Genomic DNA, 23,011 nt, shown 5'->3' with positions numbered 1-23,011 from the left:
TAAAGGAGGAAGCCATATGAAAAAGATTACATTTATCGGTGCAGGGAGCACCATTTTCGCCAAAAATGTTTTGGGAGACTGCTTGTTAACAGAAGCGCTGAATGGCTTTGAATTCGCACTTTTTGACATTGATCCAAAACGCTTGCAGGAATCCCAGCTCATGCTCGAAAATCTGAGAGACCGCTATAACCCGAGCGTGGCCATCAACAGCTACGATGACAGAAAACTCGCCTTGCAGAACGCAAGCTATGTCATCAATGCGATCCAGGTTGGAGGATATAAACCGAGCACAGTCATAGATTTCGAGATTCCTAAACGGTACGGACTGCGTCAGACGATTGCCGACACAGTCGGAATCGGCGGGATCTTCAGGTCACTCAGAACCATCCCGGTCTTATTTGATATCGCAAAAGATATGGAAGACATGTGCCCGGATGCGTGGTTTTTAAACTATACAAATCCAATGGCATCCCTTACAGGCGCCATGCTCCGCTATACGAATATCAAAACAATCGGGCTCTGCCACAGTGTTCAAGTGTGCACGAAGGATTTATTCAAATCTCTCGGAATGGAGCATGACGGAATCGAGGAACGCATCGCGGGCATCAATCATATGGCTTGGCTTTTGGAAGTCAAAAAAGACGGTGCAGATCTCTATCCGGAAATCAAAAGGAGAGCGAAAGAAAAACAAAAAACAAAGCATCATGATATGGTGCGGTTTGAATTGATGGATAAGTTCGGCTATTATGTCACCGAATCGTCCGAACACAACGCAGAATACCATCCATACTTTATTAAACGGAACTATCCCGAGCTGATCAGCGAGCTGCAAATCCCGCTCGACGAATATCCGAGAAGATGCGTCAAACAGATTCAAGATTGGGAGAAAATGCGGGATGATATCGTCAACAATAAAAACCTTACGCACAAGCGTTCAAAGGAGTATGGTTCAAGAATTATAGAAGCAATGGAAACAAACGAGCCGTTCACCTTCGGAGGAAACGTCTTGAATACAGGATTGATCACCAATCTGCCTTCAAAAGCGGTTGTGGAAGTGACATGCGTCGCCGACAGAAAAAAAATTACCCCGTGCTTCGCCGGAGAACTGCCTGAGCAGCTTGCGGCCTTAAACCGGACGAATATTAATACACAGCTGATGACAATTGAAGCCGCTGTCACACGGAAAAAAGAAGCGGTTTACCAAGCGGCAATGCTTGATCCGCATACAAGCGCGGAGCTTTCCATGACTGACATCATCTCCATGTGTGACGATTTATTTGCAGCACACGGCGATTGGCTTCCGGAATACAAATAAAAAACTAGGGGACCGCTCTCCCCTAGTTTTTTGGTTTTGTTTCGCCTTCCCAGGCCATCATGCCGCCTTCAACATTGACTGTTTTAAAGCCTTGCTCATCCAAGTACCTGCAGACATTCATGCTGCGCATTCCTGAGCGGCAGATAAATACGTACTCTTTGTCTTTATCAAGGGTGTCCATTTTTTCAGGAATATCCCCCATCCGAATATGAACGGCTTGCGGGATCATGCCTTCCGCCACTTCTTCATCTTCTCTTACATCAATTAAATATAGTTCTTCGTCCGCCTCAATTTTTTCTTTCAAAGCGGCTGTGCTGATTTCTTTTATCTCCAAAGAAAACACTCCTATTCACAATGATCATGTTCAGTATATCAAAGTCAGCTGGGCGATTGCTATTTAGAGACTGATGAAAAAAAATCCCCTTTGGCAAAGGGGATTTTTTCTAGGCTTAGTTTGCCACAATATTGACAAGCTTGCCAGGCACCGCGATGATTTTTCGAATCGTTTTGCCTTCAAGCTGCTCTTTAACCTTTTCATCTGCTTGAGCAAGCTGTTCCAGCTGTTCTTTCGTCGCATCGGCAGGAACCTGTAATTTTGCTTTTACTTTTCCGTTCAGCTGAACAACGATTTCAACTTCATCATCCACAAGTTTCGTTTCATCATATACAGGCCAAGCTTCATATGCAATCGTGCCGGAATGGCCAAGCTTCTCCCAAAGTTCTTCCGCTAAATGAGGCGCGACAGGAGAAAGAAGCTTCACGAAGCCTTCCATATATTCTTTCGGCAGCTCTGTTGCTTTATAAGCTTCATTAATAAAGACCATCAGCTGGGAAATACCCGTGTTGAAACGAAGGCCTTCGTAATGGTCTGTGACTTTCATGACCGTTTCATGATACACGCGCTCCAATGTTTCACCAGCGCCTTCAACGATTTTGCCATTAAGCTCACCGCTGTCTTCAACAAACAGGCGCCATACGCGATCAAGGAAGCGGCGCGCGCCGTCTAATCCTGATTCAGACCAGGCGATTGAAGCATCAAGCGGCCCCATGAACATTTCGTATAATCTCAGCGTATCAGCGCCGTGAGAGGCAACGATTTCGTCAGGGTTAACGACGTTCCCTTTAGATTTACTCATTTTTTCATTGTTTTCGCCGAGAATCATTCCTTGGTTGTACAGCTTTTGGAACGGTTCTTTCGTCGGCACTACGCCGATATCATAAAGGAACTTATGCCAGAAGCGGGCATACAGAAGGTGAAGCACGGCATGTTCTGCGCCGCCGATATACATATCAACAGGAAGCCATTTTTCCAATTTCTCTGGTGATGCCAGCTGATCCGGATTCCGCGGATCAATATAGCGCAAGAAATACCAGCAGCTTCCCGCCCATTGCGGCATTGTATTCGTTTCTCTTCTTCCTTTTTTCCCTGTCTCAGGGTCTGTGACTTCCACCCAATCTTTAATGTTCGCAAGCGGTGATTCGCCTGTACCGCTCGGTTTGATTTCATCCGTTTTCGGCAAAATCAGTGGCAGCTCCTCTTCCGGCACAGCCGTAGATGTTCCGTCTTCCCAATGAATAACCGGAATCGGCTCGCCCCAATAACGCTGGCGGCTGAAGAGCCAGTCGCGCAGACGGTACGTCACTTTCTTCTCACCGTTTTTCGTTTCTTCCAGCCAAGCAATCACTTTCTCAATCGCTTCCTGCTTGTTAAGGCCGTTCAGAAAATCAGAGTTCACGTGTTCGCCGTCGCCAGTGTACACTGCTTCCTCAACGTTTCCGCCTTTCACAACTTCCTTCACCGGAAGGCCGAATGTTTTGGCGAATTCAAAATCACGCTCATCGTGGCCAGGAACAGCCATGACTGCACCTGTTCCGTATGATGCAAGAACGTAATCCGCAATCCAGATCGGCAATTTTTCTCCGTTTACAGGATTGATCGCATAAGCTCCTGTGAAAACGCCTGTCTTTGTTTTCGCAAGATCTGTACGCTCAAGGTCACTCTTTGATTGAATTTCTTTGATATATGCTTCAACAGCTTCTTTTTGCTCTGCCGTTGTGATGTTTTCCACCAATGCGTGTTCCGGAGCAAGCACAGTGTATGTAGCGCCAAACAGCGTATCTGGTCTTGTCGTAAACACCGTAAAGGATTCATCATGTCCATCTATAGCAAAATGAACGTGCGCGCCTTCAGAGCGGCCGATCCAGTTGCGCTGCATATCTTTAATGCTTTCCGGCCAGTCAAGCTCTTCCAAGTCTTCAAGAAGCCTGTCCGCATATGCTGTAATTTTCAGCATCCACTGCTTCATCGGGCGTCTCTCGACCGGATGGCCGCCGCGTTCGCTCTTGCCGTCAATAACTTCTTCGTTGGCAAGAACCGTTCCAAGCGCAGGGCACCAGTTTACAGGCACTTCGTCAACGTAAGCAAGGCCTTTTTCGTAAAGCTTTAAGAAAATCCATTGCGTCCATTTATAGTATTCAGGGTCAGTCGTATTGATTTCACGATCCCAGTCATACGAGAAGCCAAGCGACTGAATTTGGCGGCGGAAATTATCGATATTCTGCTTCGTAAACACAGCGGGATCGTTCCCTGTGTCCAGCGCGTATTGTTCAGCCGGCAGTCCGAATGCGTCCCAGCCCATTGGATGAAGGACATCGTAGCCCTGCATGCGCTTCATGCGGGACAGAATATCTGTGGCTGTATATCCTTCAGGATGGCCGACGTGCAATCCCGCTCCTGACGGATAAGGGAACATGTCGAGCGCGTAAAATTTTTGTTTTTCATTATTATCAAGAGTGGCAAATGTTTTGTTTTCAAGCCAATATGTTTGCCATTTCTTTTCTATCTCTTTGTGCTGAAAACTCAAAGTAAAAACCTCCTTCTGATTGAATACGGCGTTTATGGTTCAAGTATTGACGGGAAGGAGAGGATTATATTCAGAATATTCCCAAACTAAAAAAAACTCCCTCATCCCTAAAAGGGACGAGAGACTTTCGTTTTCCCGCGGTACCACCCTCGTTAGCGCGGCATTCGCCGCACTCACTTGATACTTTTAACGCAGTTATGCGTCAGCGGCTTTTCACCGCTGCAACTCTGAGGTGAGTTCGGAAACAAACTTGATTGACTTTCACCAGCCGTCAACTCTCTGTTACAATATCTGCTTCTTACTGCTCCTCTTCATTGTTCTTATCGCAACCGTAATCTTAACTGTATTTTATAGAATTCTGTTCATAAGTGCAAGCAGGTTTGTATACAATGGGAATGTACCCTGAACGGGCGAGGATTGAGGACAATTATTCGGGTGGAGTTTTGGTTTGACGTTTGGACTCGGCCGGTTCGCCGCCGCTGTTCAGTTCTCTAACAAAGTCAAAACTTCTGAGAACAGCTTCACCGCCGTAGCCTGAGATAATGGATAAGATGACAAGTTGAATTCCTGAATCGGGGTCAGCGGATAATACAAGTAAAATGGAAGCCGTCATTCCGATAAACCAATCTTCCAAAAATCCAAGGTAGATAAACCGCTTCGTCATTCTGGGCTTCTCCAGCCTGCCTCTCTTTTTCACATGACCGAGAATCCCCATGATACCTCCAATTACACAAGCAATGAGTACCTGATGCAGCATCTTCATCATCACCTTCCTAAAGCCCTTATTTCGTAAAGCGACTTCAGGCCATCCAGCCCCCTTAAACGATTCCGATGATTTTCGATATCTACATACTGGCAAATCTGAAAAAGCTTGTTTCTTCCATTATATGTGAACACATGATCGGTAAGCTTGATGCATTGGATTCATTTTTCACCCAGTGACATTGACCTAGTCACTTATTAAGCTTATACAATATTCTTCCGTTCATATGTTCAATCTCTGTTCTTATTTTTAGTGTATACGAGGACAAGCCCTAATGACAAACAACAAACTGCGCTTGCTTGAATCAGAACATGTGTTGTGCTACGGTTACTGTAGAATTCATTACAAAAAGGGGAGTACCAGGCTTTCGCACAGTTAGCTGACAGCCTAAGGGGGATTTATATGGCTAGTTTTCAATCATTTGGAGTACAAGGACAGCTGGAAGTCATCAAAAAAGCGCTTGATCACGCGCGAGTCGGTGTGGTCATTACAGATCCCGCACTTGAAGACAATCCTATTGTCTACGTCAACCAAGGCTTTGTTCAAATGACCGGCTATGAAGCTGAGGAGATTTTAGGAAAGAACTGCCGCTTCTTACAGGGAAAACACACAGACCCCGCTGAAGTAGACAACATCAGAACCGCGCTACAAAATAAAGAGCCGGTTACCGTTCAGATCCAAAACTACAAAAAAGACGGAACAATGTTCTGGAATGAATTAAATATTGATCCACTGGAGATTGAAGGCAAGACCTATTTTGTCGGTATTCAAAAAGACATCACCAAGCAAAAAGAGTATGAAAAGCTTCTCGAGGATTCCCTCACAGAAATTACTGCACTTTCAACGCCTATTGTCCCGATTCGCAACGGCATTTCGGCTCTTCCGCTGATCGGCAGCCTGACAGAGGAACGATTTAATTCCATCGTCTGCACATTGACGAATATCTTATCAACATCCAAGGATGATTATCTGATCATTGATTTATCAGGATTGGCACAAGTGAATGAACAAACTGCAGACCAGATTTTCAAGCTGAGCCATTTGCTGAAATTGACAGGAACTGAATTAATTATTACCGGCATTAAGCCCGAATTGGCTATGAAAATGAATAAACTCGATGCCAATTTTTCATCGCTAAAAACATATTCAAATGTAAAGGATGCCGTTAACGTGCTTCCGATCATGTAAAAAGATCCCGCTCATCCGGCGGGATCTTTTATTATGAAGAGATTGTTGCTTGCCTATTGGTTTCTTTTGCCGGTTTTATCCGTTTGTCATATAAAAGCGTTGTGGCAATACTGATCAACAGCAAAACCAAAAGAGATAAAACAAGAGCCTGAATGCCGAAATGATCGACAAGCACTCCGCCGAACAGCGGGCCAATCATTCTTCCGCCTGTCGCCGCGCTGTTGACAAAGCCTTGATAAAATCCTTCTTTCCCTTTAGGGGCAAGCTGGTTGGCAATCGTTGGCACCGCAGGCCAGACAAGCATTTCCCCGATAGTCAGGATCACCATTGCAGCCAGAAACATCGGGAAGTGCTTTGCCGTCAGCAGCATGCTGAAGGATACAATAAAAATGATAAAGCCGATGACCATTTGCGCTTTCAGCGACTCCGCCCATTTTTTCACTACAAAACTGACAAGCGGCTGGCCAAGCACAATTAAAATTCCGTTAACCGTCCACAGCACGCTGTATAGGGAAAGAGATATTCCAATGCTTTGTGTGTACGAAGCAATCGTGGTAGACCACTGAGAATAAGCAAGCCATCCAAGTACATAGCCACTGCATAATATGATGAGCGCGGCAAATTTTGCTTTGCTGTTTATAGCATCATAATCAAGCACAGACGTTTGAGACGCATCCTTCGTCTGAATATTTCGAAACCCGAAATATACGATAAAGAAAAAGATCAGATACAATACAGCATTCGCCAAAAATACATATGAAAACGAGAAAGACGCCACGACACCGCCGAGCGCTGATCCGACAGCCACACCAGCGTTTTGCGCGACATAAATCGCATTAAATGCCTTCCTTCCCCCTTCAGGCCACACTGATCCTGCCATTGCGTAGCTGGCCGGAAAAACAACACCGGAACCAAAGCCCACAATCGTCAGCAGCACAATATAGGCCGGCCAATCATGAAAAAAGACAAGGCCCATCAGGCTTGCTAACGTAATCGCAATCCCAAGCATAATCGATTTAAAGCCGCCGATTTTATCAAACAAAACACCGCCGCATAAATTTCCGGCTACACTGGCGCCTGAATTCAGCATGAGGACAAGCCCTGCTACTGTTAATGACTTCCCTAAATGATTATGGATATAAATCGTATTCAGCGGCCATAAAAAAGAAGCACCTGTCACATTGATAAACATTCCTATAATTAAAATTTTAAGAGCACGCGGCATACTCATCCCCCTTTCTTACCTAAAAAAGCTCATGAAAAAAACGAAACCTAAAACGGCTCCGTACGAATCCAGTTATCATAGCACATTCATTCTATCTGTCTATCTCACATTTTTCAACTGATGAGCGTGAAAAAATCTAACAAATATTGTTCAAAAAATGTAAAATAAATAGAAAAAGGGGTAATTTTATGGAAATGGCATTAGCATTTTTAGGTTTTCTTGCATGTCTCATTTCGCTTGGCTATGGATTGTATCACCTCGTCAGATATGTGCTGAAAAAGGAAAAACGTTTCTCTAAGAGACTCTTTTGGCCACTTTTCATAGGAGGCCTCGTGCTGCTCTTCACCGGAGCAGGATTGTCAGAACCTGATGCTGCTGCAGCAAATGCTGAGAAAAAATATTCAGCGCTAAACGCCGAATACAAAAGTCTCACAAAAGAGCATGAAGAACTTGAGAAAGAATATAAATCTGTCAGCTCTGAAGCAAAGAAATTGAAAGACAACACAGAAGATCAAGGCAAGCTTGAACAGCTAAAAAAAGAAAATAGCGAACTCAAAAAGACTGAGAAATCATTAAAAGCAGAGATGAAAGAGCTTCAAGAAAATCAAAAACAGCTCAAAGAAGATACAAAAACGGTAAAGGCTGAAAATGAAACACTCCAACAAGATAAAACAAAGCTTGAAAAACAATTAAAAGAGGCAAAAGCCAAACTGCCAGTTCTCATGAAAATACTGGAAATCCTTCAAGCAATACGAATAAAAGTGATGAAACCAAAACAGCTGACACAGCAGAAGGCTGTGATATCAAAGGAAGCAAAAACGGCATCTACCACACGCCTGGCAGTACATACTATGACCGGACAACCGACCCGGCTGAAATGTTTTGCTCAGTTGAAGAAGCTGAAGCCGCCGGTTATCGGGCGCCAAAACGATAAACAAAAAGCTCCAGAATTTCTGGAGCTTTTGCTGTTTTACAACGACGATTTAATAACCTTCTTATAATAAAGAACTGACAGAAAACCAAAAATGGAGTAAAGCGCAGTGTATAACACCATTACCACTATCATCGGCGTCCACACCTCAGATCCGAATAAGAACCAGCCGGATTGGACGGCAAAGTAGCTGTGGAAGAGGCCGACAACCAGCGGAATGCCGAAGTTGTACATTTGTTTGATGCGTATCCCCTTTATCAGGTCGCCCTGCGTAAAACCGAGTTTTCTCAAAATCGTATAATTCGGTTTTTCATCTTCACTTTCACCCATTTGTTTAAAATAAAGGATACATCCCGATGTAATCAGGAACGTTAATCCTAAGAAGCCGACGATGAACATAACGAGACCAAACAGTGATTTTTGCACAATGCTTGTATCCAGTCTTGATAAATGCTGATCTTTCTTGTTCACCTTTTGAAAAAGCTCATTTGCTTTTTCCAGCTGGTCTTCTTGTTTCACATTGATGCCGATAAATTCAGATTGCGCGAGCTGAATGCGGGGGTCTTTATCTTTGTTCAGCCGTTTATACAAGCTGTCATCCACTATAACTGTGGGCATTCCCCCGCTTGTGAACGTGTAGGATACAAGAAACTCATCTCTTAATCCTTTATAGTTTAGTGGTTGCGTTTCATGCTTGCTGTTTACTTTAATGCTGCCGGAGTCTTTTAAAATCATTATTTTTTGCAGCAAGTCGGTGTATCCTGAGAAAACCGCCTCTCCAGCCGCCACATCGACTCCTTTTACATTCTTGTCGCTAACAACAGCAAGCTGTAATTTGCTAGGATCGCCCTGCATTTCTTTCGGGTTTCCATCCATGATACGTGTGACATCAAAAGTTGCTTGCAGAACAGGAGTTTCTTTTTTTACATACGAAATGTTGCTTTCACTCAAACTGTTTGCAAATTGTTTGGCATCTTTCTCATTCATGAATGAAAAATCAGCCGCTACATTTTGTTCAGCAGACTTTTCTGCCGAGTAATACGAAATATAAGCGAGCGATAACAGCCCAATGGCGAGCGCTGAAACGGTTGTAATAATCGTCAGCAGCAACGCATTTGATTTCATTCTGAACATGATCGATGACAGTGACAGGACCTCGGAAATATTTAAGTATCCGCCCTTGCTTTTTCGGATGATGTTCGAGATAAACGTAACCGATCCTTTATAGAAGAGAAACGTCCCGATAATGACGGTCCCCAGGATAAAACTCATCGCAGCAAACAGTTCATTAATGGTCTTAAATTTTCCGCCGAACAGCTCAGAGGACACATAGTATCCTGTCAAAATCAGCACGATGCCTAAAGCGCCGATCAGCATCTGGAAAAATGATATTCTCTTCACTTTATCTTCAGTGGAGGACGTCACTTTAAACAAAGATAAAATACTCTGGTTTTTGATAAACGTATAATTCATGATCATAATCAAAAGGTAAATGCCGCAGAACACAATGATCGTTTGGATCAAGGCTTGCCCGGAAAAATGCAGTTTCGCATCAGCTTCGACATCGACAATTTTGAACAAGATCATGAGCACAAGCTTTGATATTGAAAACCCGGCAAATACCCCGATAGCTAAAGAGCCGAAATACAGCATGATATTTTCTGCACTTAAGATGCGAAAGATTTTATGCTTCGTCATTCCGATTAATTGAAACAGTCCGATTTCTTTACTCCGTCTCTTAATAAAAATCGTATTGGCATATAAAATGAAGATCGCCACTACAGCCACAAGCAAAATCGAAGCGGTTTTAATAGCCGCGGCTCCCTTGATTGAAGCCTTCACTTCGTTAATCGCAGGGTCATATTGCAGTGTGACAAAGGCAAAATAAAGCGCCACGCTAAAGATTAGCGCAAACACATACAGATAGTAATTCCGAAGATTCTTTTTCAGATTTCGCAGGATGAGCTGATTAATGTTCATGCTGCACCCCGCCTAACACGCCTTGCGTTTTCATGATATCCTGGAAAAACGTCTGCCTGTCTTGGCCTCCTTTATTAAGCTGCGTATACATAAGCCCATCCTTAATAAAAATGACTCTGCCGCAGTAGCTGGCCGCAACAGGATCATGGGTGACCATAATAATCGTGGCGTTGCGTTTTTGATTGAGCTGGCTCAGCTTGTTTAATAGATCGGAGGCTGATTTCGAATCGAGCGCGCCGGTCGGTTCATCAGCGAAAATAATGCTCGGGTCATGAATAAACGCTCTACCGGCCGATGTTCTCTGCTTCTGGCCGCCGGAAATTTCATTCGGGTACTTATCCCGCAATTCATAAATTCCCAATTCCTTTGCAACTTCCTCAAACTTGCGATTGGCTTCCTTTTTTGATATTTTCGTGATCGATAATGGCAGAAGAATATTCTCTTTCACTGTCAGTGTGTCTAACAAATTGTAATCTTGAAAGATAAAGCCTAAATGCTGTTTTCTAAATTCAGCCAGCTGCTTTTCCTTCATAGTAGTCATTTCGTTTCCGTTAATGTTGATCGTTCCGTGACTGACCTGATCAATCGAAGACAGTACGTTGAGCAAAGTGGTTTTGCCCGATCCGGAAGCACCCATAATACTGACGAATTCACCCTTTTCAATGTGAATATCGATGCCCTTCAGCACTTCCTGTTTATTCAGCTTGTTACCATAGCTTTTTCGAATTTTATTCGCTTCTAAAATCATCATATCCGTAGTCTCCTTTATATTGGATAATGTTATTATAAAAAGGATTGCCGGGCTTTTCCTTCGATTAGGCGAACAAAAAAGAAAAGCATGTGACATTTTCGTCACACACTTATGACACGTTCAAATTGATTCCGTTTTGGAAAGGTTAATGTAAAAACTGTCCCTGCTCCGAACTCCGAATGCACATCAATATGGATCAATAACGGCGCCGCGGCTTTTTTCGCCAAGTACAGCCCCATGCCAGTGGACGCTTGATCATGGTGGTCCGTTGTGGATGTAAAACCTTTATCAAAAATACGCGGCACATCTTTTTGATCAATGCCTCTGCCAAAGTCTTTCACTTTGAGGTGCGTCCGCTCCCCTTTTTGAAAGCTTTTGATCTCAATTTCAGAGGCTTCGCTGTATTTCACTGCGTTTGTCAGCAGCTGCCTGATAATAAATGCCAGCCATTTTGCATCGCTCAGCACTTCCTCAGCCTCCAGCTGAATATCAAAGCCAATCCCTTTTTGGATACACCACGATTGTAAATCTTTGATTTCCTTGAAGATCAAAGGCTGAAGCTGAATGGATTCTACAGACAGATCATTTTCAATAAATGACATGCGTTTTTGATGAAGCTGCTGATCAAGAAGCAGGTGAATACGCAGCCATTCATATGACAGCTGAGATTTCAAAGCTGGGTCTTCCATTCTATCAATGATTAAATGCATTGCTGTTAATGGGGTTTTAACCTCATGAATCCATGCCATCAGCTCATCTTTTTCATTTTCTAATGCCAAGCGATGCCGGACTGCGGTTTGCTTCAAGTGTTCCGTTTGCCCGGTAATGCTTCTTTCAATCATCGATTCAAACGGCGTTTCCGGTTCACTTATCGCTGCCACATCAAGATTGTTCTCCCATGTTTTCAGGCTTTTATAAAACGCCGTTTCTTTCCGATAGCGGACCCAAAGGAATATCATAAAAAACAAGACACACAAATACACCATATAAAGAACATTTTCAAATGAAATGGAGGGATCAACAAAAGCAATGAGCAAAATCAAAATCTGCTGAAACAAAAACGCGGCAATCCAGCTTCGCCTTTCAGTGAGGAATGCTTTAATCATAGAAATGATCCTCTTCCTTCGCCAGGTAGCCTTGGCCGACCTTCGTCTCGATATATGTGCCAAGCTGCAGGGCGTCCAGTTTTTTTCGCAGCCGATTGACATTGACGGTCAGCGTATTATCACTCACAAAACGCTCATCGTTCCACAAGCTTCTGATCAGCTCTTCCCGGCTGACTATCTTGTTTTTTTGTTCTATTAATTGTTTTAAAATAAACATTTCATTTTTAGTCAGTTCAACAGAGCCTTTGTCATTACTGACGAGGTTCTGCTCTGCGTCTATGGCAGCCCCGCACCACGTTTTGAGCGCGCTCGCCTCCGTATTATAATGATACACACGCCGGAAAATCGCTTGGATTTTCGCAATCAGCACATCAAAATGAAACGGCTTTTGAATAAAGTCATCTGCCCCGAGCTGCATGGACATCACCATATCAGCAGGATGATCTCGGGAGGATAAAAAGAGAATCGGTACATTTGACCGGGAGCGGATCAGCCGGCACCAATGAAATCCGTCAAATTTAGGAAGCTGGACATCAATAATGACACAATCAGGCTGAACCGCCGCAAATTCCTGCAGCACTTGACTGAAATCCTGAATGCCGTATACATCATAGGACCATCCCGTTAAACGATCCTTAATTTCATGAAACAGCGATTCATCATCTTCAATCAGCAAAAGTTTAAACAATCGACTCACCGCACTTTTTCCTTTTTTATCAAGTGTATAGTAAAACGCCATCATGCGCTATAGAGAAAGCCGGCTGTCTCAGCCGGCTCGTACGCATTATAATTCTCTTCTCAACGCTGTCAGTACGTTGGTTTTGGTTGCTTTTCGTGCCGGGTTCATTCCGGAAATCACCGCAACCCCTCCGCAAATCACAACGGCAATAATGACAAGGCTGACCGGGATGTAGGAGAATGTATAATTCAAATCGCCCGCATCGCCCCCGCTTGTCGCCGCGAGAATCATTGGAACGGCCAAGTTGACAAGGTAGCTCACGCCATAAGAAATGATAATCCCAATCACACAGCCTAAAATCCCGATATACGCGCTTTCCATCAAGAACATTCGGCGAATAATAGACGGACTCGCTCCAATCGCTTTCATAATGCCGATCTCCTGCGTTCTTTCTGTAACCGCCATCGTCATCGTGTTAAAAATGCCGATTGCAGAGATAATAACAGCGATACATCCGACAAAGATCAAGCCGATTTTGAAGACCATGAAGAAGGTGTTGGCTCCCTCAAGCTCGGTAGTCACTGAAGTTACATAGTACCCGTCTTCTGTTAGATCATTTGTCAGCTGTTCCACATTCTCAAATTTATCAGCAAAAACGCCGATGTTAGTCTCAACATTTCCGCCTTTAAAATCCAAAAATTCGGAAAAATCTTTTTTGAATTGATCACTGATGAAGATGTTTGAGTCCTCCATCCAATCTTGAGATGGTTTTTTGGTAATACCAACAATTTTAAAGTCATATGTTTTTGTTTTTTTAACATCCCCTGTTTTGGGATCTGTTTTTGATACACTTAATTCAATTGTTTTGTTCAGAATGTCTTTCGTATAGCCTTTTGGTTCTTTTATATCTTCTGGATTTCCTTTTGCTTCCTCAATTTTTTTGTTATATTCTTCTGATTCCTTTTTCGTCAATAATCTCTTTGCAAAGTCGTATCCTACTACGATTTCATTTTCCGACTTTGCGACTCTTCCCTTTTCCAATTCCATATTGGCCTTTAATTCATCACTCATATTAGTAAAGATGAGATTAGAGCTTTCATTTGTACGATTGCCTAAAGTTGCTTTGTTTGGTTCATACACTTGCGTTCTTTCTACAACTGACCTTACATGATCATACTTCTCTAAATCAGCTTTTTTAATAGGCTTATCCCCTTCCTTGCCCATTACACTGACTTTCGTTACAACCTGCTGGCTCATCGTCATATCTGTGATTGTCTTTTGAATCCCGAATCCAACCGACGACAGCACAACCAAAAATGCACACGCCATTGTTGTCGCAAGAATTGTCATAAAGACGCGGAGTCTGTTTTTCTTCATATTTCTTCTGATAAAATGAACCTGATCCTTAAACCTCAACGGTAATTCCCCCTTTTAACACACCGTCATGAAGCTGAAATTTTGAATGTCCGATAGATGCGACTTCATCATCGTGAGTAATGATCACAAATGTAATGCCACGCTCTCGATTCAGCTGCTGAATCAACTCAAGCACTTCCTGTTCCGTTTCTGAATCAAGGCTTCCCGTCGGCTCATCCGCTAAAATAATCGATGGGTTTAAAATCAATGCTCGCGCAATACTGACACGCTGCTGCTGGCCGCCTGACAGTTCATTCGGATAATGAGCAGCGTGATTTTCCAGACCGACGCGTTTCAGCATGTCCTGCACCTTTTGCTTGCGCTCGGACGGTTTGATCCCTTTTAACGCCAGCGGCATTTCAACATTCTCATACGTCGTTAACCCCGGGATAAGCTGAAAGCTTTGAAAAATAAATCCGAAATGGTCAAGACGAAACTGCGCCCATTCCTTTTCATTAAAGCCGGTGACATCAGTGCCGTTAATGACAATCCGCCCTTTTGTCGGCGATATGTAGCCGGATATTAAATTCAAAAGCGTTGATTTTCCTGAGCCGCTTCGTCCGACGATACAGGCGATTTCCCCTTTCGCCACGCTTAATGAAACATCCTTCAAAACTGGAACTTCATTCTCACGGCCCTTTTTCCCGATCGTGAAAGAATGGTCAATATGCTGAACATCTATCATAAGTTCTCTCTCCCTTATAAAAGTTTCGTTTTTTTATAAATCGCAAAATAACTGATGAAGAAACCGATCACAGCTCCTGCAGCCATGCCAATAAGATATCCGGCAAAGCTCTCCGTTGCGGAAAATCCAAAATATCCGAAGCCCATGATTCCAATGATAATGACGATTACTTGAACCGGACGGTCAAGTGATTTCCACAAAAAGAAATACCCGTTTCGTTCATTAGACAGTTTGACGAAACTGATGTAGCCGATAATGTAGAACATGATACTCATCACAGCCGGAATCACTAAATAATACGGTGAATCCTCAACCCAGTTTGGAACAACATATGTGATCGGAAATATATACTGCATCCATTCAGGTATAGGGTAATCTAAAAATGCCGCTCCGCCAAAAAGGATATCTATGTTAATCGCAGGCAGAGTAATGACTAAAAAAGGCAAGATGGTAACGGTAAATGAGACCAGCAGCTGTGCAAAAATATTGCCTGTCAAAGCTCCGCCAGCCATAACCAAAGAATAAGCCAGCATGCTGATGATGATCATTCCAAGGCTGTAGTTATGAAAATGAACGACCTGATCAGGCTTCAAAAGCATTATCAGCAAAACAGATAAAACATAACCTATGAGTTGCGGTATCACAATCACCATTCCGCCGGTAAGGAACTTCGCATTAAATATCTGCCCTCGTGTATAAGGAAGGCTCAATGTAAAATCAAACAAGCCCTTGCTTCGTTCAATCCCAAGCTGGCTGACCGCCAAAACAACACCCCAAATCCAAAACAGTGAGATAAATGTGCCGTTTAAATAGTTAATCGTAAATACGCAGGTTCCGACCCACTCGTTCTGATGAGCCACGCAGCCTTGGTATGAGATGTACGTATTTAAAATAGTAAAAGGATTGCTAAGCATAAATACCAAAAAAATCATGATTAGCAGAGCTTTATTTTGCTTCCACTCTTTATAAAACAGCCCGGAATCCGGCACATCACTTCCCTCCAAACCGAAAGTATTTCTTAATGTTTCGTTTTCTTATAAATAGAGAAGTAGCTCACAAAGAATCCAACTACGGCTCCAATGATCATTCCAAAAATGTAACCAATGATGGACTGTCCGGCAGAATGTCCAAATAAACCAAATCCAAGAATACCAAAAACGATAATCAGCATTTGTACAGGACGGTCTAATCTGTTCCACAGGAAAAAGTATCCGTTACGTTCACTTGGATGCTTTTTGAAGCTTATATAGCCAATCAAGTAAAACAGCATGCTCATTACGGCTGGAATGAATAAAATATATTTACTGTCAGACAGCCATCCATTTGCAACGTAACCAATAGGCACTAGATATGATAAATTGCTCGTTAGAGAAAAATAAGCCTCAGGGGAAGGGAATAGTTCCCATATACTCACGCCAAAAACAACTTCAAAGTTTCCTACCGGCAAAGCAACAATTAAATACGGCAATACCGCAGCAGCAAATGCCGTTAATAACTGGGCAAAAACATTCCCCGTTAATGCCCCAGCGGCCATCAACAAACAGTAAGCCATAAAACTAATTACGATAACTCCAACGCTGCTGTGCTCAAAAAAGTAGACGTGTTCAGGGTTATAGATAAGAATCAGCAGCCATGCAAGTAAAAATCCAATCAATTGCGATAGCACAATTACAATACCGCCTAACCAAAATTTCGTCTGAAAAATTTGGCTTCTGTTATATGGGAGGCTTAATATAAAATCCATCGTGCCTTTCGAACGCTCCATTCCCAGGAAGCAGACCGCTAAAATGACACCTGGCACCCAGTTGATATCTATCAGATTGCTTACTCTATAATTGACAATAAAATCACAATATTGCGGGTCTTGATGAGCCAGACACCCTTGATAAGACAAATACGTATTAACGATAGAAAGCGGATTTGCCAGCACTAAAAACACAATACTTAACAAAAGCACCACTTGATTCTGCTTCCACTCTCGATAGAGGAGACCTCGGTCTACCATCTCCGCTTCCCTCCAAACTTCGCAATGAACACTTCTTCCAAGTTGACAGGAAGCTCATTCCACACTTTTGGCTTCAGCTCTCTTAAAAAGCTCTTGTTCTCTTCGTCGCTTTTCGGAATCAGCACCGTATAGAACACGCCGGCCTGATCGAGCATCGGAATGTTTTGCTCTCTGATGGCCAAATTGACATCTGTATCAAACGCCATTTGAATTTTAATGTATTCTTCTTTTAATTCATCAAGATCCATCACATTCGTCAGTCTGTTATCTTCAAGAAAACCAATTCGGTTGCACATCCGCTCTATGTCCTCAAGCCGGTGGGAGGTGATCAGAATGCTCGTATCACGCTCAGCCACTTCATCGACCATCAGCTGCAGCACATCATGCCTTGTCACCGCGTCTATTCCATCCGTCGGCTCATCAAGGAGAATCAGCGCCGGTCTCGCCGCAAACGACAGAACGAGCGAAAGTTGTTTTTTCAAACCTGTCGACAGCTCGCGGTATTTTTTCGTTTCCGGAATTTCATATCTGTTCATCAGCTCATTCGCATACGTGACATCAAATTTCGGATACATTCTTCTCAGGATATCGACTAGCTGCTTGTATGTATACTTGTCGTAAAAAGGATTTTGAACAGGCATGTAGATGATATTCTGTTTCACCTTCGGATGCTTTTTGATTTCTACGCCGTCAAATAAAATCGTTCCGCTGTCTGCGAAAATGATTTGTTGGATTAAGCGGAGCATCGTCGTTTTGCCTGATCCATTGCGGCCGAGCAGCCCGAAGATTTCTCCTTTTTCAACTGTTAATGAAACATCTTTTAATACTTGATTGCCGTCTATCATTTTTGACAGCTGCCGTAGTTCAATCATTTTTTGTGCCTCCTTTCACATCAGCGCTGATTTCCTTTATCCATTCTTGCAGTTTCTCCAGCTCAACCCCTGCATAGTGTGCATCGATGATGAGCTGTTTAAGTTGCTCTTTAATCATCGTCATCTTCCCTTCAACCAGTGTCGTTTTTGCATTCTCCGATATATAGGTCCCTCTGCCCCGAAGCGTTTCAATAATCCCCTCTCGCTCAAGCTCTTTGTACGCTTTGCTGACAGTGTTCGGATTCGCAATAATGATCGTCGCCAATTCTCTGACAGAAGGAAGCTTATCACCAGGCTGCATGATCCCTTTCAAACAAAGCTCTTTCATTTGCTGAATAATTTGTTCGTAAATGGGTGTTGAGCTTCTTGGATCGATTTGAATCATTTACTTCCCTACTTTCTATACGATCTGAACCTTTATAGATAAAACTGATCAATTATACTTTTTTGACATTCAAAACCGATCATCACAAGAACTAGAAAAAAAGAACAAGCGATCACAGATGCCGTGATTAGCATTGGCACGTTACGTTTGTTTCGTTTTTTATGTTTCATAACTGCCTCCCTTAATTTCAATATATAAATGACTTTCCATCAGTGTCTATAGTGTATTACTTCAATTAGTACACTTAATACAATAAATACTTTGACGTACAAAGTCAATCCTTTTTTTACAAAAAAACGGACCCTTATCAAAAGGGTCCGTTTCTTATACATCAAGAGGGTGCTGCAGGATCATATTATTTTGCAAAGCTTGCAGCTGAAGTCTCATTCTGTACAGCTGTTCTCTCTGCTGATCATTTGACGACAGCCACAGCTTATTCAAGGCATTTACCGCGTTTTCAAGCTGCATTTGTGCATCACTGTATTCTTGATCGTTATAATGCTCTTGTTTAGAAGCGATTTTCAGCTGTTCTTCAGCATAATCATACGCCTGCATACATTGCTGGAGATGTTCATCTACTGATTGTCTTGTTGCCACAGTAACCCCTCCTCTTGGTAATGGAAACAATCCATCATTCATATTGTAGCCCCATCTGACTTCGTTCAATAAAGTAATTTATGGTCGATATTCATTTGTTCTCTTGTGAAATGCGTGCTACAATTTTAGGATGCAATCGTACGCAAGGAGGCACATGAATTGTGATGCAGAACAATCCTTTTCCTTATTCAAATACGGAAAAACGCTATCATACATTGAATTATCATCTCAGAGATCATTTTGGCCATAAGGTGTTTAAAGTGGCGCTGGACGGCGGCTTTGACTGTCCGAACCGGGACGGCACCGTTGCCCACGGCGGCTGTACATTTTGCAGCGCAGCAGGCTCCGGCGATTTTGCCGGAAACCGGGCCGATGATTTAATTACGCAATTCCATGACATCAAAAACCGCATGCACGAAAAATGGAAGGACGGCAAATACATCGCCTATTTTCAGGCTTTCACCAATACGCACGCGCCGGTTGAGGTGCTTCGTGAGAAATTTGAATCCGTCCTTGCCCTTGATGATGTAGTCGGCATTTCGATCGCCACACGCCCGGACTGTCTGCCTGATGATGTTGTTGACTATTTGGCCGAGCTGAATGAACGAACATATCTATGGGTGGAGCTTGGGCTTCAAACGGTTCATGAACGAACCGCTCTTCTGATCAACCGCGCACATGATTTTAACTGCTATGTGGAAGGCGTCAATAAATTAAGAAAACACGGCATACGGGTCTGCTCACATATTATCAACGGACTGCCTTTGGAAGACCGGGACATGATGATGGAAACCGCAAAGGCCGTCGCAGATTTGGACGTACAGGGCATTAAAATCCATCTGCTGCACCTATTGAAAGGCACACCGATGGTCAAGCAATATGAAAAGGGAAAGCTGGAATTCCTTTCTCAAGATGAATATGTGCAGCTCGTCTGCGATCAGCTTGAAATCATTCCGCCGGAAATGATCGTCCACCGCATTACAGGTGACGGACCGATAGAATTGATGATCGGGCCGATGTGGAGCGTCAACAAATGGGAAGTGCTTGGCGCCATTAATAAAGAACTTGAAAATCGCGGCAGCTATCAAGGAAAGTTCTTTCAGCGGCTTGAGGAGGAATCAGCGCTATGATTTTGAAAAAAATTCTTCCTTACAGCAAAGAGCTGCTGAAAATGGCCGCGGGAGAAGGAGATATCGTCGTAGATGCAACGATGGGCAACGGACACGATACGCAGTTTTTAGCGGAGCTTGTCGGTGAAAACGGCCATGTGTACGCATTTGACATCCAAGAATCAGCCGTGGCCAATACGAAGGAACGGCTCGGCAAGACATTTCAAGCGCGAACAACGTTATTTCACAAAAGCCATGACAAAATCGCTGAATCCCTACCGCCGGAAGCACATGGCAAAGTGGCAGCCGCTGTGTTTAACCTCGGCTATCTGCCGGGCGGGGACAAATCGATTACGACGAACGGCAGTTCAACGATCAAAGCGATTGAACAGCTTCTCAGCATCATGAAAGATGAGGGCCTGATTGTTCTGGTCGTCTATCATGGTCACCCGGAAGGCAAAGCTGAAAAAAACGACGTACTCGACTTTTGCCGGGACTTGGATCAGCAAACAGCCCGTGTGTTAACATATGGATTTATCAATCAGCAAAATGACCCACCATTTATTGTCGCCATCGAAAAAAAAGCTCAAATCAGCAAATGATTTGAGCTTTTTTCTTTGAGTTTTTCATCCAGGCCATTTTTTGAAATTTCCGGTAGGCTCTGCCGTTGATATAAAAGAAAAAGGAGGTTTTTCCGCTTGCTTTGATCAGCTTCTTCGCGAGCCGGCCCATTTCCTTTTGCCCCGCCACTTTATCATCTGACAAATAAACGCCCAACAAGCCCCGATTGATTAAACGATGGAAGTTTTCATGCGGAATACCTTGCAAATGTTCGTCGGCTTTATGGATAAAGTGTTCAAGCCGCTTCATCATTTCTTCATGCGACTGATAATACGAGCAGAAATTTAAGTCCCCTTCCAGCAAGTCCTCCTCTTGATCGATCAAATAATCCAGCAGAATGTGAAGACCTTGTATGTAAGGAAAATAACTGTTGCGGATTTTTTTAGCGGTGTTTTCTGTGAAATCAGGCTGGAACGAATACGCAACAAGACAGAAAATGCCTAGCGTAGAGCCTGCACAAGCTGAAAACTCATACCATTCCATCTCAGGCAGCTCTGATTCATATTGAGTAAACCACTTCTCAAGCCGCGGAACACGCTCATGCTCAATAACGTGCTTATGCACCTGCAAATCGCAATAATAGCCGCACAGTTCAAGCAGATACGGTTTAATCATGTCGTAGTGCTCAATTGAACTAAGTACACGCTGGCACGTTTTGACCAACTCATGCAAATATCCACTGTCATCCTGTTCTTCACGGAATTGATAATAATTTTGCGGTTCCGCTCCCACTGTCAGTGCGTCCTGCATTGAGGTGTGGAGCATCCGAAAATCCTGCGGGTCAAGTGAGGTGCTGCGGTCGCACAGATTGTCCAGATAATCACTGATCGTTTGATACGCGATGATAAACTCGACGCATTTCTGCTTTTGATTGCCTGACAACAAGGCCAGTATGCCGCCGCCTTCACAGTGGAACGTTTTATCTCGAATACTTGCGGTTGCCTGTGCTTTTAATTCACTGTTATGAATTGATTCTGATTTTTGCTTCCATATGTCCAGTTCTCGATGAACGAGCGGAAAAATATCTCGATATACTTTTGCCATCAGTCCAAAAGGATGTTCCGGTACTGTCAACACATGCACCCCCAACTAGTTCAAATATATTGATCAGTAAACGCTCTTGCTGCTTTAAAGACATCTTCTCTTTCGGGTTCATTAAATATTTCATGATAAAGCCCTTCCCACTCTTTGTACGCTTTATTGTGGGAAGCAACACCTGAAAACCACTTGATGACCATCGTTTTGTCGACAAGCTTGTCGTCACCTGCCTGCATAACAAGGAGCGGCACTCTCAAAAACGCATCTGTCGGCACCATCGCTGACTCAATTGTTTTTAACAGTTCTCTGTACCATCTGACAGATACTTTCCTGACGTATAACGAATCATTTTGGTCTGCCTCGATGACGTCCTCATTGCGCGTCGCCATATCAATTGATAATCCCGAATCAACCTTAAGTGACGGAGCGATGACATTCAGGCCTCTTGATGCAATGTCAAGCGCTTTATTGACTTTAATTTGCAGTCCGAGACACGGTGATGATAAAATAATTCCCGTAATGCGGGGATTTCTTTGCTGTTTAAACCATTCAATCGCGACCAGGCCGCCCATGCTGTGACCAAGTAGAAAAACAGGCAGCTCAAAGGTTCGCGCTTTATCTATCCAAGTATCTACTTCATCAATGTATTCTTGAAATGAGCGAATATGACCTCTTGCCCTTGTGGTTGTCCCCTGACCCGGCAAATCGCCCATGACAACGTGATAACCCGAAGATCTCCACATTTCAACCAGCCATTTATATCGTCCGTGATATTCACTTGCCCCGTGGATCATCACAATCACTGCAACAGGTCTGTCTGCTTTCCAGGTCCACATGCTGTTCACCTCATACGAAATTTAAATAGAGAAAGAAGGATGAATGTTATGATCTACCCTTATAAGGAACACAAGCCAGATATTCACCCAACAGCCTTTGTAGCTGATAATGCCACAATTACCGGTGACGTCGTTATCGGAGAACAGTCCAGCATTTGGTTTTCTGTTGTCATAAGGGGAGATGTCGCGCCGACCAGAATCGGAAGCAGAGTCAATATCCAAGATTTAAGCTGCCTCCATCAAAGTCCGAACCGGACGCTTCTCATTGAAGATGACGCCACGATAGGGCATCAGGTTACACTTCATAGCGCTGTTATCCGAAAAAATGCCTTAATTGGCATGGGCTCAATCATCTTAGACGGAGCCGAAATTGGCGAAGGGGCCTTTATTGGTGCCGGCAGTCTTGTCCCTCCGGGAAAAACCATCCCGCCTGGCCACCTCGCCTTTGGCCGACCTGCAAAAGTCATCCGCCCTTTGACGGAAGAAGACCGACAAGATATGCAAAGAATACGGTCGGAATATGTAGCAAAGGGCCAATATTATAAATCACTTCAGCAAACATAAGACCTGCTTCGTCTTACTTTACCATTTTTCAAATTATGTTTGAAAGCAATAACCATCGTTTACCCGGACGTAATGACAGTT

General features: G+C 43.5%; 23 protein-coding genes, 1 pseudogene and 1 other annotated feature. Of the genes and pseudogenes, 6 read left to right on the top strand and 18 right to left on the bottom strand.

Annotated features, from left to right (window positions below):
• Positions 1-16: 16 nt before the first annotated feature.
• Entirely contained in the window at positions 17-1,315 is a 1,299-nt protein-coding gene (melA, locus tag CVV77_RS11980) for an alpha-galactosidase MelA (protein ID WP_003237996.1), read from the top strand.
• 22 nt (positions 1,316-1,337) lie between these two features.
• Here melA and CVV77_RS11975 read toward each other — a convergent pair whose 3' ends face one another.
• The 3 genes from CVV77_RS11975 to CVV77_RS11965 form a co-directional block, all read right to left on the bottom strand.
• A complete protein-coding gene (locus tag CVV77_RS11975) occupies positions 1,338-1,649 on the bottom strand; it encodes a rhodanese-like domain-containing protein (RefSeq protein WP_003237998.1) in 312 nt (103 codons plus the stop codon).
• Positions 1,650-1,764: 115 nt separating this feature from the next.
• The gene (leuS, locus tag CVV77_RS11970; protein WP_019259235.1) at positions 1,765-4,179 is read right to left on the bottom strand and encodes a leucine--tRNA ligase; all 2,415 of its coding nucleotides are present in this window, start codon (positions 4,177-4,179) and stop codon (positions 1,765-1,767) included.
• A 109-nt stretch (positions 4,180-4,288) separates the two neighbouring features.
• Positions 4,289-4,503: a binding site (T-box leader), on the bottom strand.
• Positions 4,504-4,606: 103 nt separating this feature from the next.
• Positions 4,607-4,942 (bottom strand): DUF4257 domain-containing protein, encoded by a 336-nt coding sequence (locus CVV77_RS11965; RefSeq protein ID WP_003246114.1) that lies wholly within the window; start codon positions 4,940-4,942, stop codon positions 4,607-4,609.
• A gap of 402 nt (positions 4,943-5,344) precedes the next feature.
• Between CVV77_RS11965 and ytvA the strand changes: the two genes are divergently transcribed.
• Positions 5,345-6,130: a YtvA family blue-light photoreceptor gene (ytvA, locus tag CVV77_RS11960; RefSeq protein WP_003238003.1), complete on the top strand. Its 786-nt coding sequence runs from the start codon at positions 5,345-5,347 to the stop codon at positions 6,128-6,130.
• A gap of 31 nt (positions 6,131-6,161) precedes the next feature.
• On the opposite strand, the gene CVV77_RS11955 is transcribed toward ytvA, so the two are convergent.
• Complete coding sequence (locus CVV77_RS11955; RefSeq protein WP_100275491.1) at positions 6,162-7,355, bottom strand: MDR family MFS transporter; 1,194 nt, start codon at positions 7,353-7,355, stop codon at positions 6,162-6,164.
• Positions 7,356-7,543: 188 nt separating this feature from the next.
• Here CVV77_RS11955 and CVV77_RS11950 point away from each other — a divergent pair.
• Positions 7,544-8,289: pseudogene (locus CVV77_RS11950) on the top strand (LMBR1 domain-containing protein).
• Between the two features lie 36 nt (positions 8,290-8,325).
• Here CVV77_RS11950 and bceB read toward each other — a convergent pair.
• The 12 genes from bceB to CVV77_RS11895 form a co-directional block, all read right to left on the bottom strand.
• The gene (gene bceB / locus CVV77_RS11945; RefSeq protein WP_100275490.1) at positions 8,326-10,266 is read right to left on the bottom strand and encodes a bacitracin ABC transporter permease BceB; all 1,941 of its coding nucleotides are present in this window, start codon (positions 10,264-10,266) and stop codon (positions 8,326-8,328) included.
• A complete protein-coding gene (gene bceA / locus CVV77_RS11940) occupies positions 10,256-11,017 on the bottom strand; it encodes a bacitracin ABC transporter ATP-binding protein BceA (protein ID WP_003238007.1) in 762 nt (253 codons plus the stop codon). Before bceA ends, bceB begins: the two co-directional genes overlap by 11 nt.
• A 101-nt stretch (positions 11,018-11,118) precedes the next feature.
• Positions 11,119-12,123 (bottom strand): two-component sensor histidine kinase BceS, encoded by a 1,005-nt coding sequence (locus CVV77_RS11935; RefSeq protein ID WP_100275489.1) that lies wholly within the window; start codon positions 12,121-12,123, stop codon positions 11,119-11,121.
• Positions 12,116-12,811 carry a two-component response regulator BceR gene (gene bceR, locus CVV77_RS11930; protein WP_084993044.1) on the bottom strand — a complete coding sequence of 232 codons (696 nt, stop codon included), beginning with the start codon at positions 12,809-12,811 and terminating at the stop codon, positions 12,116-12,118. Before bceR ends, CVV77_RS11935 begins: the two co-directional genes overlap by 8 nt.
• A 96-nt stretch (positions 12,812-12,907) precedes the next feature.
• The gene (gene ytrF, locus CVV77_RS11925) at positions 12,908-14,218 is read right to left on the bottom strand and encodes an ABC transporter permease YtrF (RefSeq protein WP_084992837.1); all 1,311 of its coding nucleotides are present in this window, start codon (positions 14,216-14,218) and stop codon (positions 12,908-12,910) included.
• Entirely contained in the window at positions 14,208-14,903 is a 696-nt protein-coding gene (gene ytrE / locus CVV77_RS11920) for an ABC transporter ATP-binding protein YtrE (RefSeq protein WP_003238011.1), read from the bottom strand. The genes ytrF and ytrE overlap by 11 nt, the downstream gene beginning before the upstream one ends.
• A 14-nt stretch (positions 14,904-14,917) precedes the next feature.
• The gene (locus CVV77_RS11915; protein WP_100275488.1) at positions 14,918-15,892 is read right to left on the bottom strand and encodes a cation-translocating P-type ATPase; all 975 of its coding nucleotides are present in this window, start codon (positions 15,890-15,892) and stop codon (positions 14,918-14,920) included.
• Positions 15,893-15,921: 29 nt separating this feature from the next.
• Entirely contained in the window at positions 15,922-16,908 is a 987-nt protein-coding gene (ytrC, locus tag CVV77_RS11910) for an ABC transporter permease YtrC (RefSeq protein ID WP_100275487.1), read from the bottom strand.
• Positions 16,902-17,780 (bottom strand): ABC transporter ATP-binding protein YtrB, encoded by an 879-nt coding sequence (gene ytrB, locus CVV77_RS11905; RefSeq protein ID WP_100275486.1) that lies wholly within the window; start codon positions 17,778-17,780, stop codon positions 16,902-16,904. Before ytrB ends, ytrC begins: the two co-directional genes overlap by 7 nt.
• The gene (gene ytrA, locus CVV77_RS11900) at positions 17,773-18,165 is read right to left on the bottom strand and encodes a GntR family transcriptional regulator YtrA (protein WP_019259247.1); all 393 of its coding nucleotides are present in this window, start codon (positions 18,163-18,165) and stop codon (positions 17,773-17,775) included. Before ytrA ends, ytrB begins: the two co-directional genes overlap by 8 nt.
• Before the next feature lie 32 nt (positions 18,166-18,197).
• Entirely contained in the window at positions 18,198-18,335 is a 138-nt protein-coding gene (locus CVV77_RS22030) for a hypothetical protein (protein ID WP_003238016.1), read from the bottom strand.
• A 154-nt stretch (positions 18,336-18,489) separates the two neighbouring features.
• Positions 18,490-18,762 (bottom strand): YtzC family protein, encoded by a 273-nt coding sequence (locus CVV77_RS11895; protein WP_003238017.1) that lies wholly within the window; start codon positions 18,760-18,762, stop codon positions 18,490-18,492.
• Positions 18,763-18,923: 161 nt separating this feature from the next.
• Between CVV77_RS11895 and mnmL the strand changes: the two genes are divergently transcribed.
• Both mnmL and mnmM read left to right on the top strand, forming a co-directional pair.
• Positions 18,924-19,892: a tRNA modification radical SAM protein MnmL/YtqA gene (gene mnmL, locus CVV77_RS11890; protein ID WP_003238018.1), complete on the top strand. Its 969-nt coding sequence runs from the start codon at positions 18,924-18,926 to the stop codon at positions 19,890-19,892.
• Entirely contained in the window at positions 19,889-20,473 is a 585-nt protein-coding gene (mnmM, locus tag CVV77_RS11885; RefSeq protein WP_100275485.1) for a tRNA 5-(aminomethyl)-2-thiouridylate-methyltransferase MnmM, read from the top strand. The genes mnmL and mnmM overlap by 4 nt, the downstream gene beginning before the upstream one ends.
• On the opposite strand, the gene tbcS is transcribed toward mnmM, so the two are convergent.
• Positions 20,463-21,566, bottom strand: coding sequence for a tetraprenyl-beta-curcumene synthase (gene tbcS, locus CVV77_RS11880; RefSeq protein WP_100275484.1), 1,104 nt, complete (start codon positions 21,564-21,566; stop codon positions 20,463-20,465). The two genes, mnmM and tbcS, sit on opposite strands and share 11 nt — an antisense overlap.
• A 20-nt stretch (positions 21,567-21,586) precedes the next feature.
• Entirely contained in the window at positions 21,587-22,366 is a 780-nt protein-coding gene (gene ytpA / locus CVV77_RS11875; RefSeq protein WP_003238021.1) for a phospholipase YtpA, read from the bottom strand.
• A gap of 48 nt (positions 22,367-22,414) precedes the next feature.
• Here ytpA and CVV77_RS11870 point away from each other — a divergent pair, with 48 nt between their 5' ends.
• Positions 22,415-22,930: a gamma carbonic anhydrase gene (locus CVV77_RS11870; RefSeq protein WP_019259258.1), complete on the top strand. Its 516-nt coding sequence runs from the start codon at positions 22,415-22,417 to the stop codon at positions 22,928-22,930.
• Positions 22,931-23,011: the final 81 nt, after the last annotated feature.

The sequence above is a fragment of the Bacillus sp. SN1 genome, assembly GCF_002796895.1.
Lineage (GTDB): Bacteria > Bacillota > Bacilli > Bacillales > Bacillaceae > Bacillus > Bacillus inaquosorum.
Note: the sequence above shows the minus strand (reverse complement) of the source record. Positions and strands in the feature narration are given on the sequence as shown.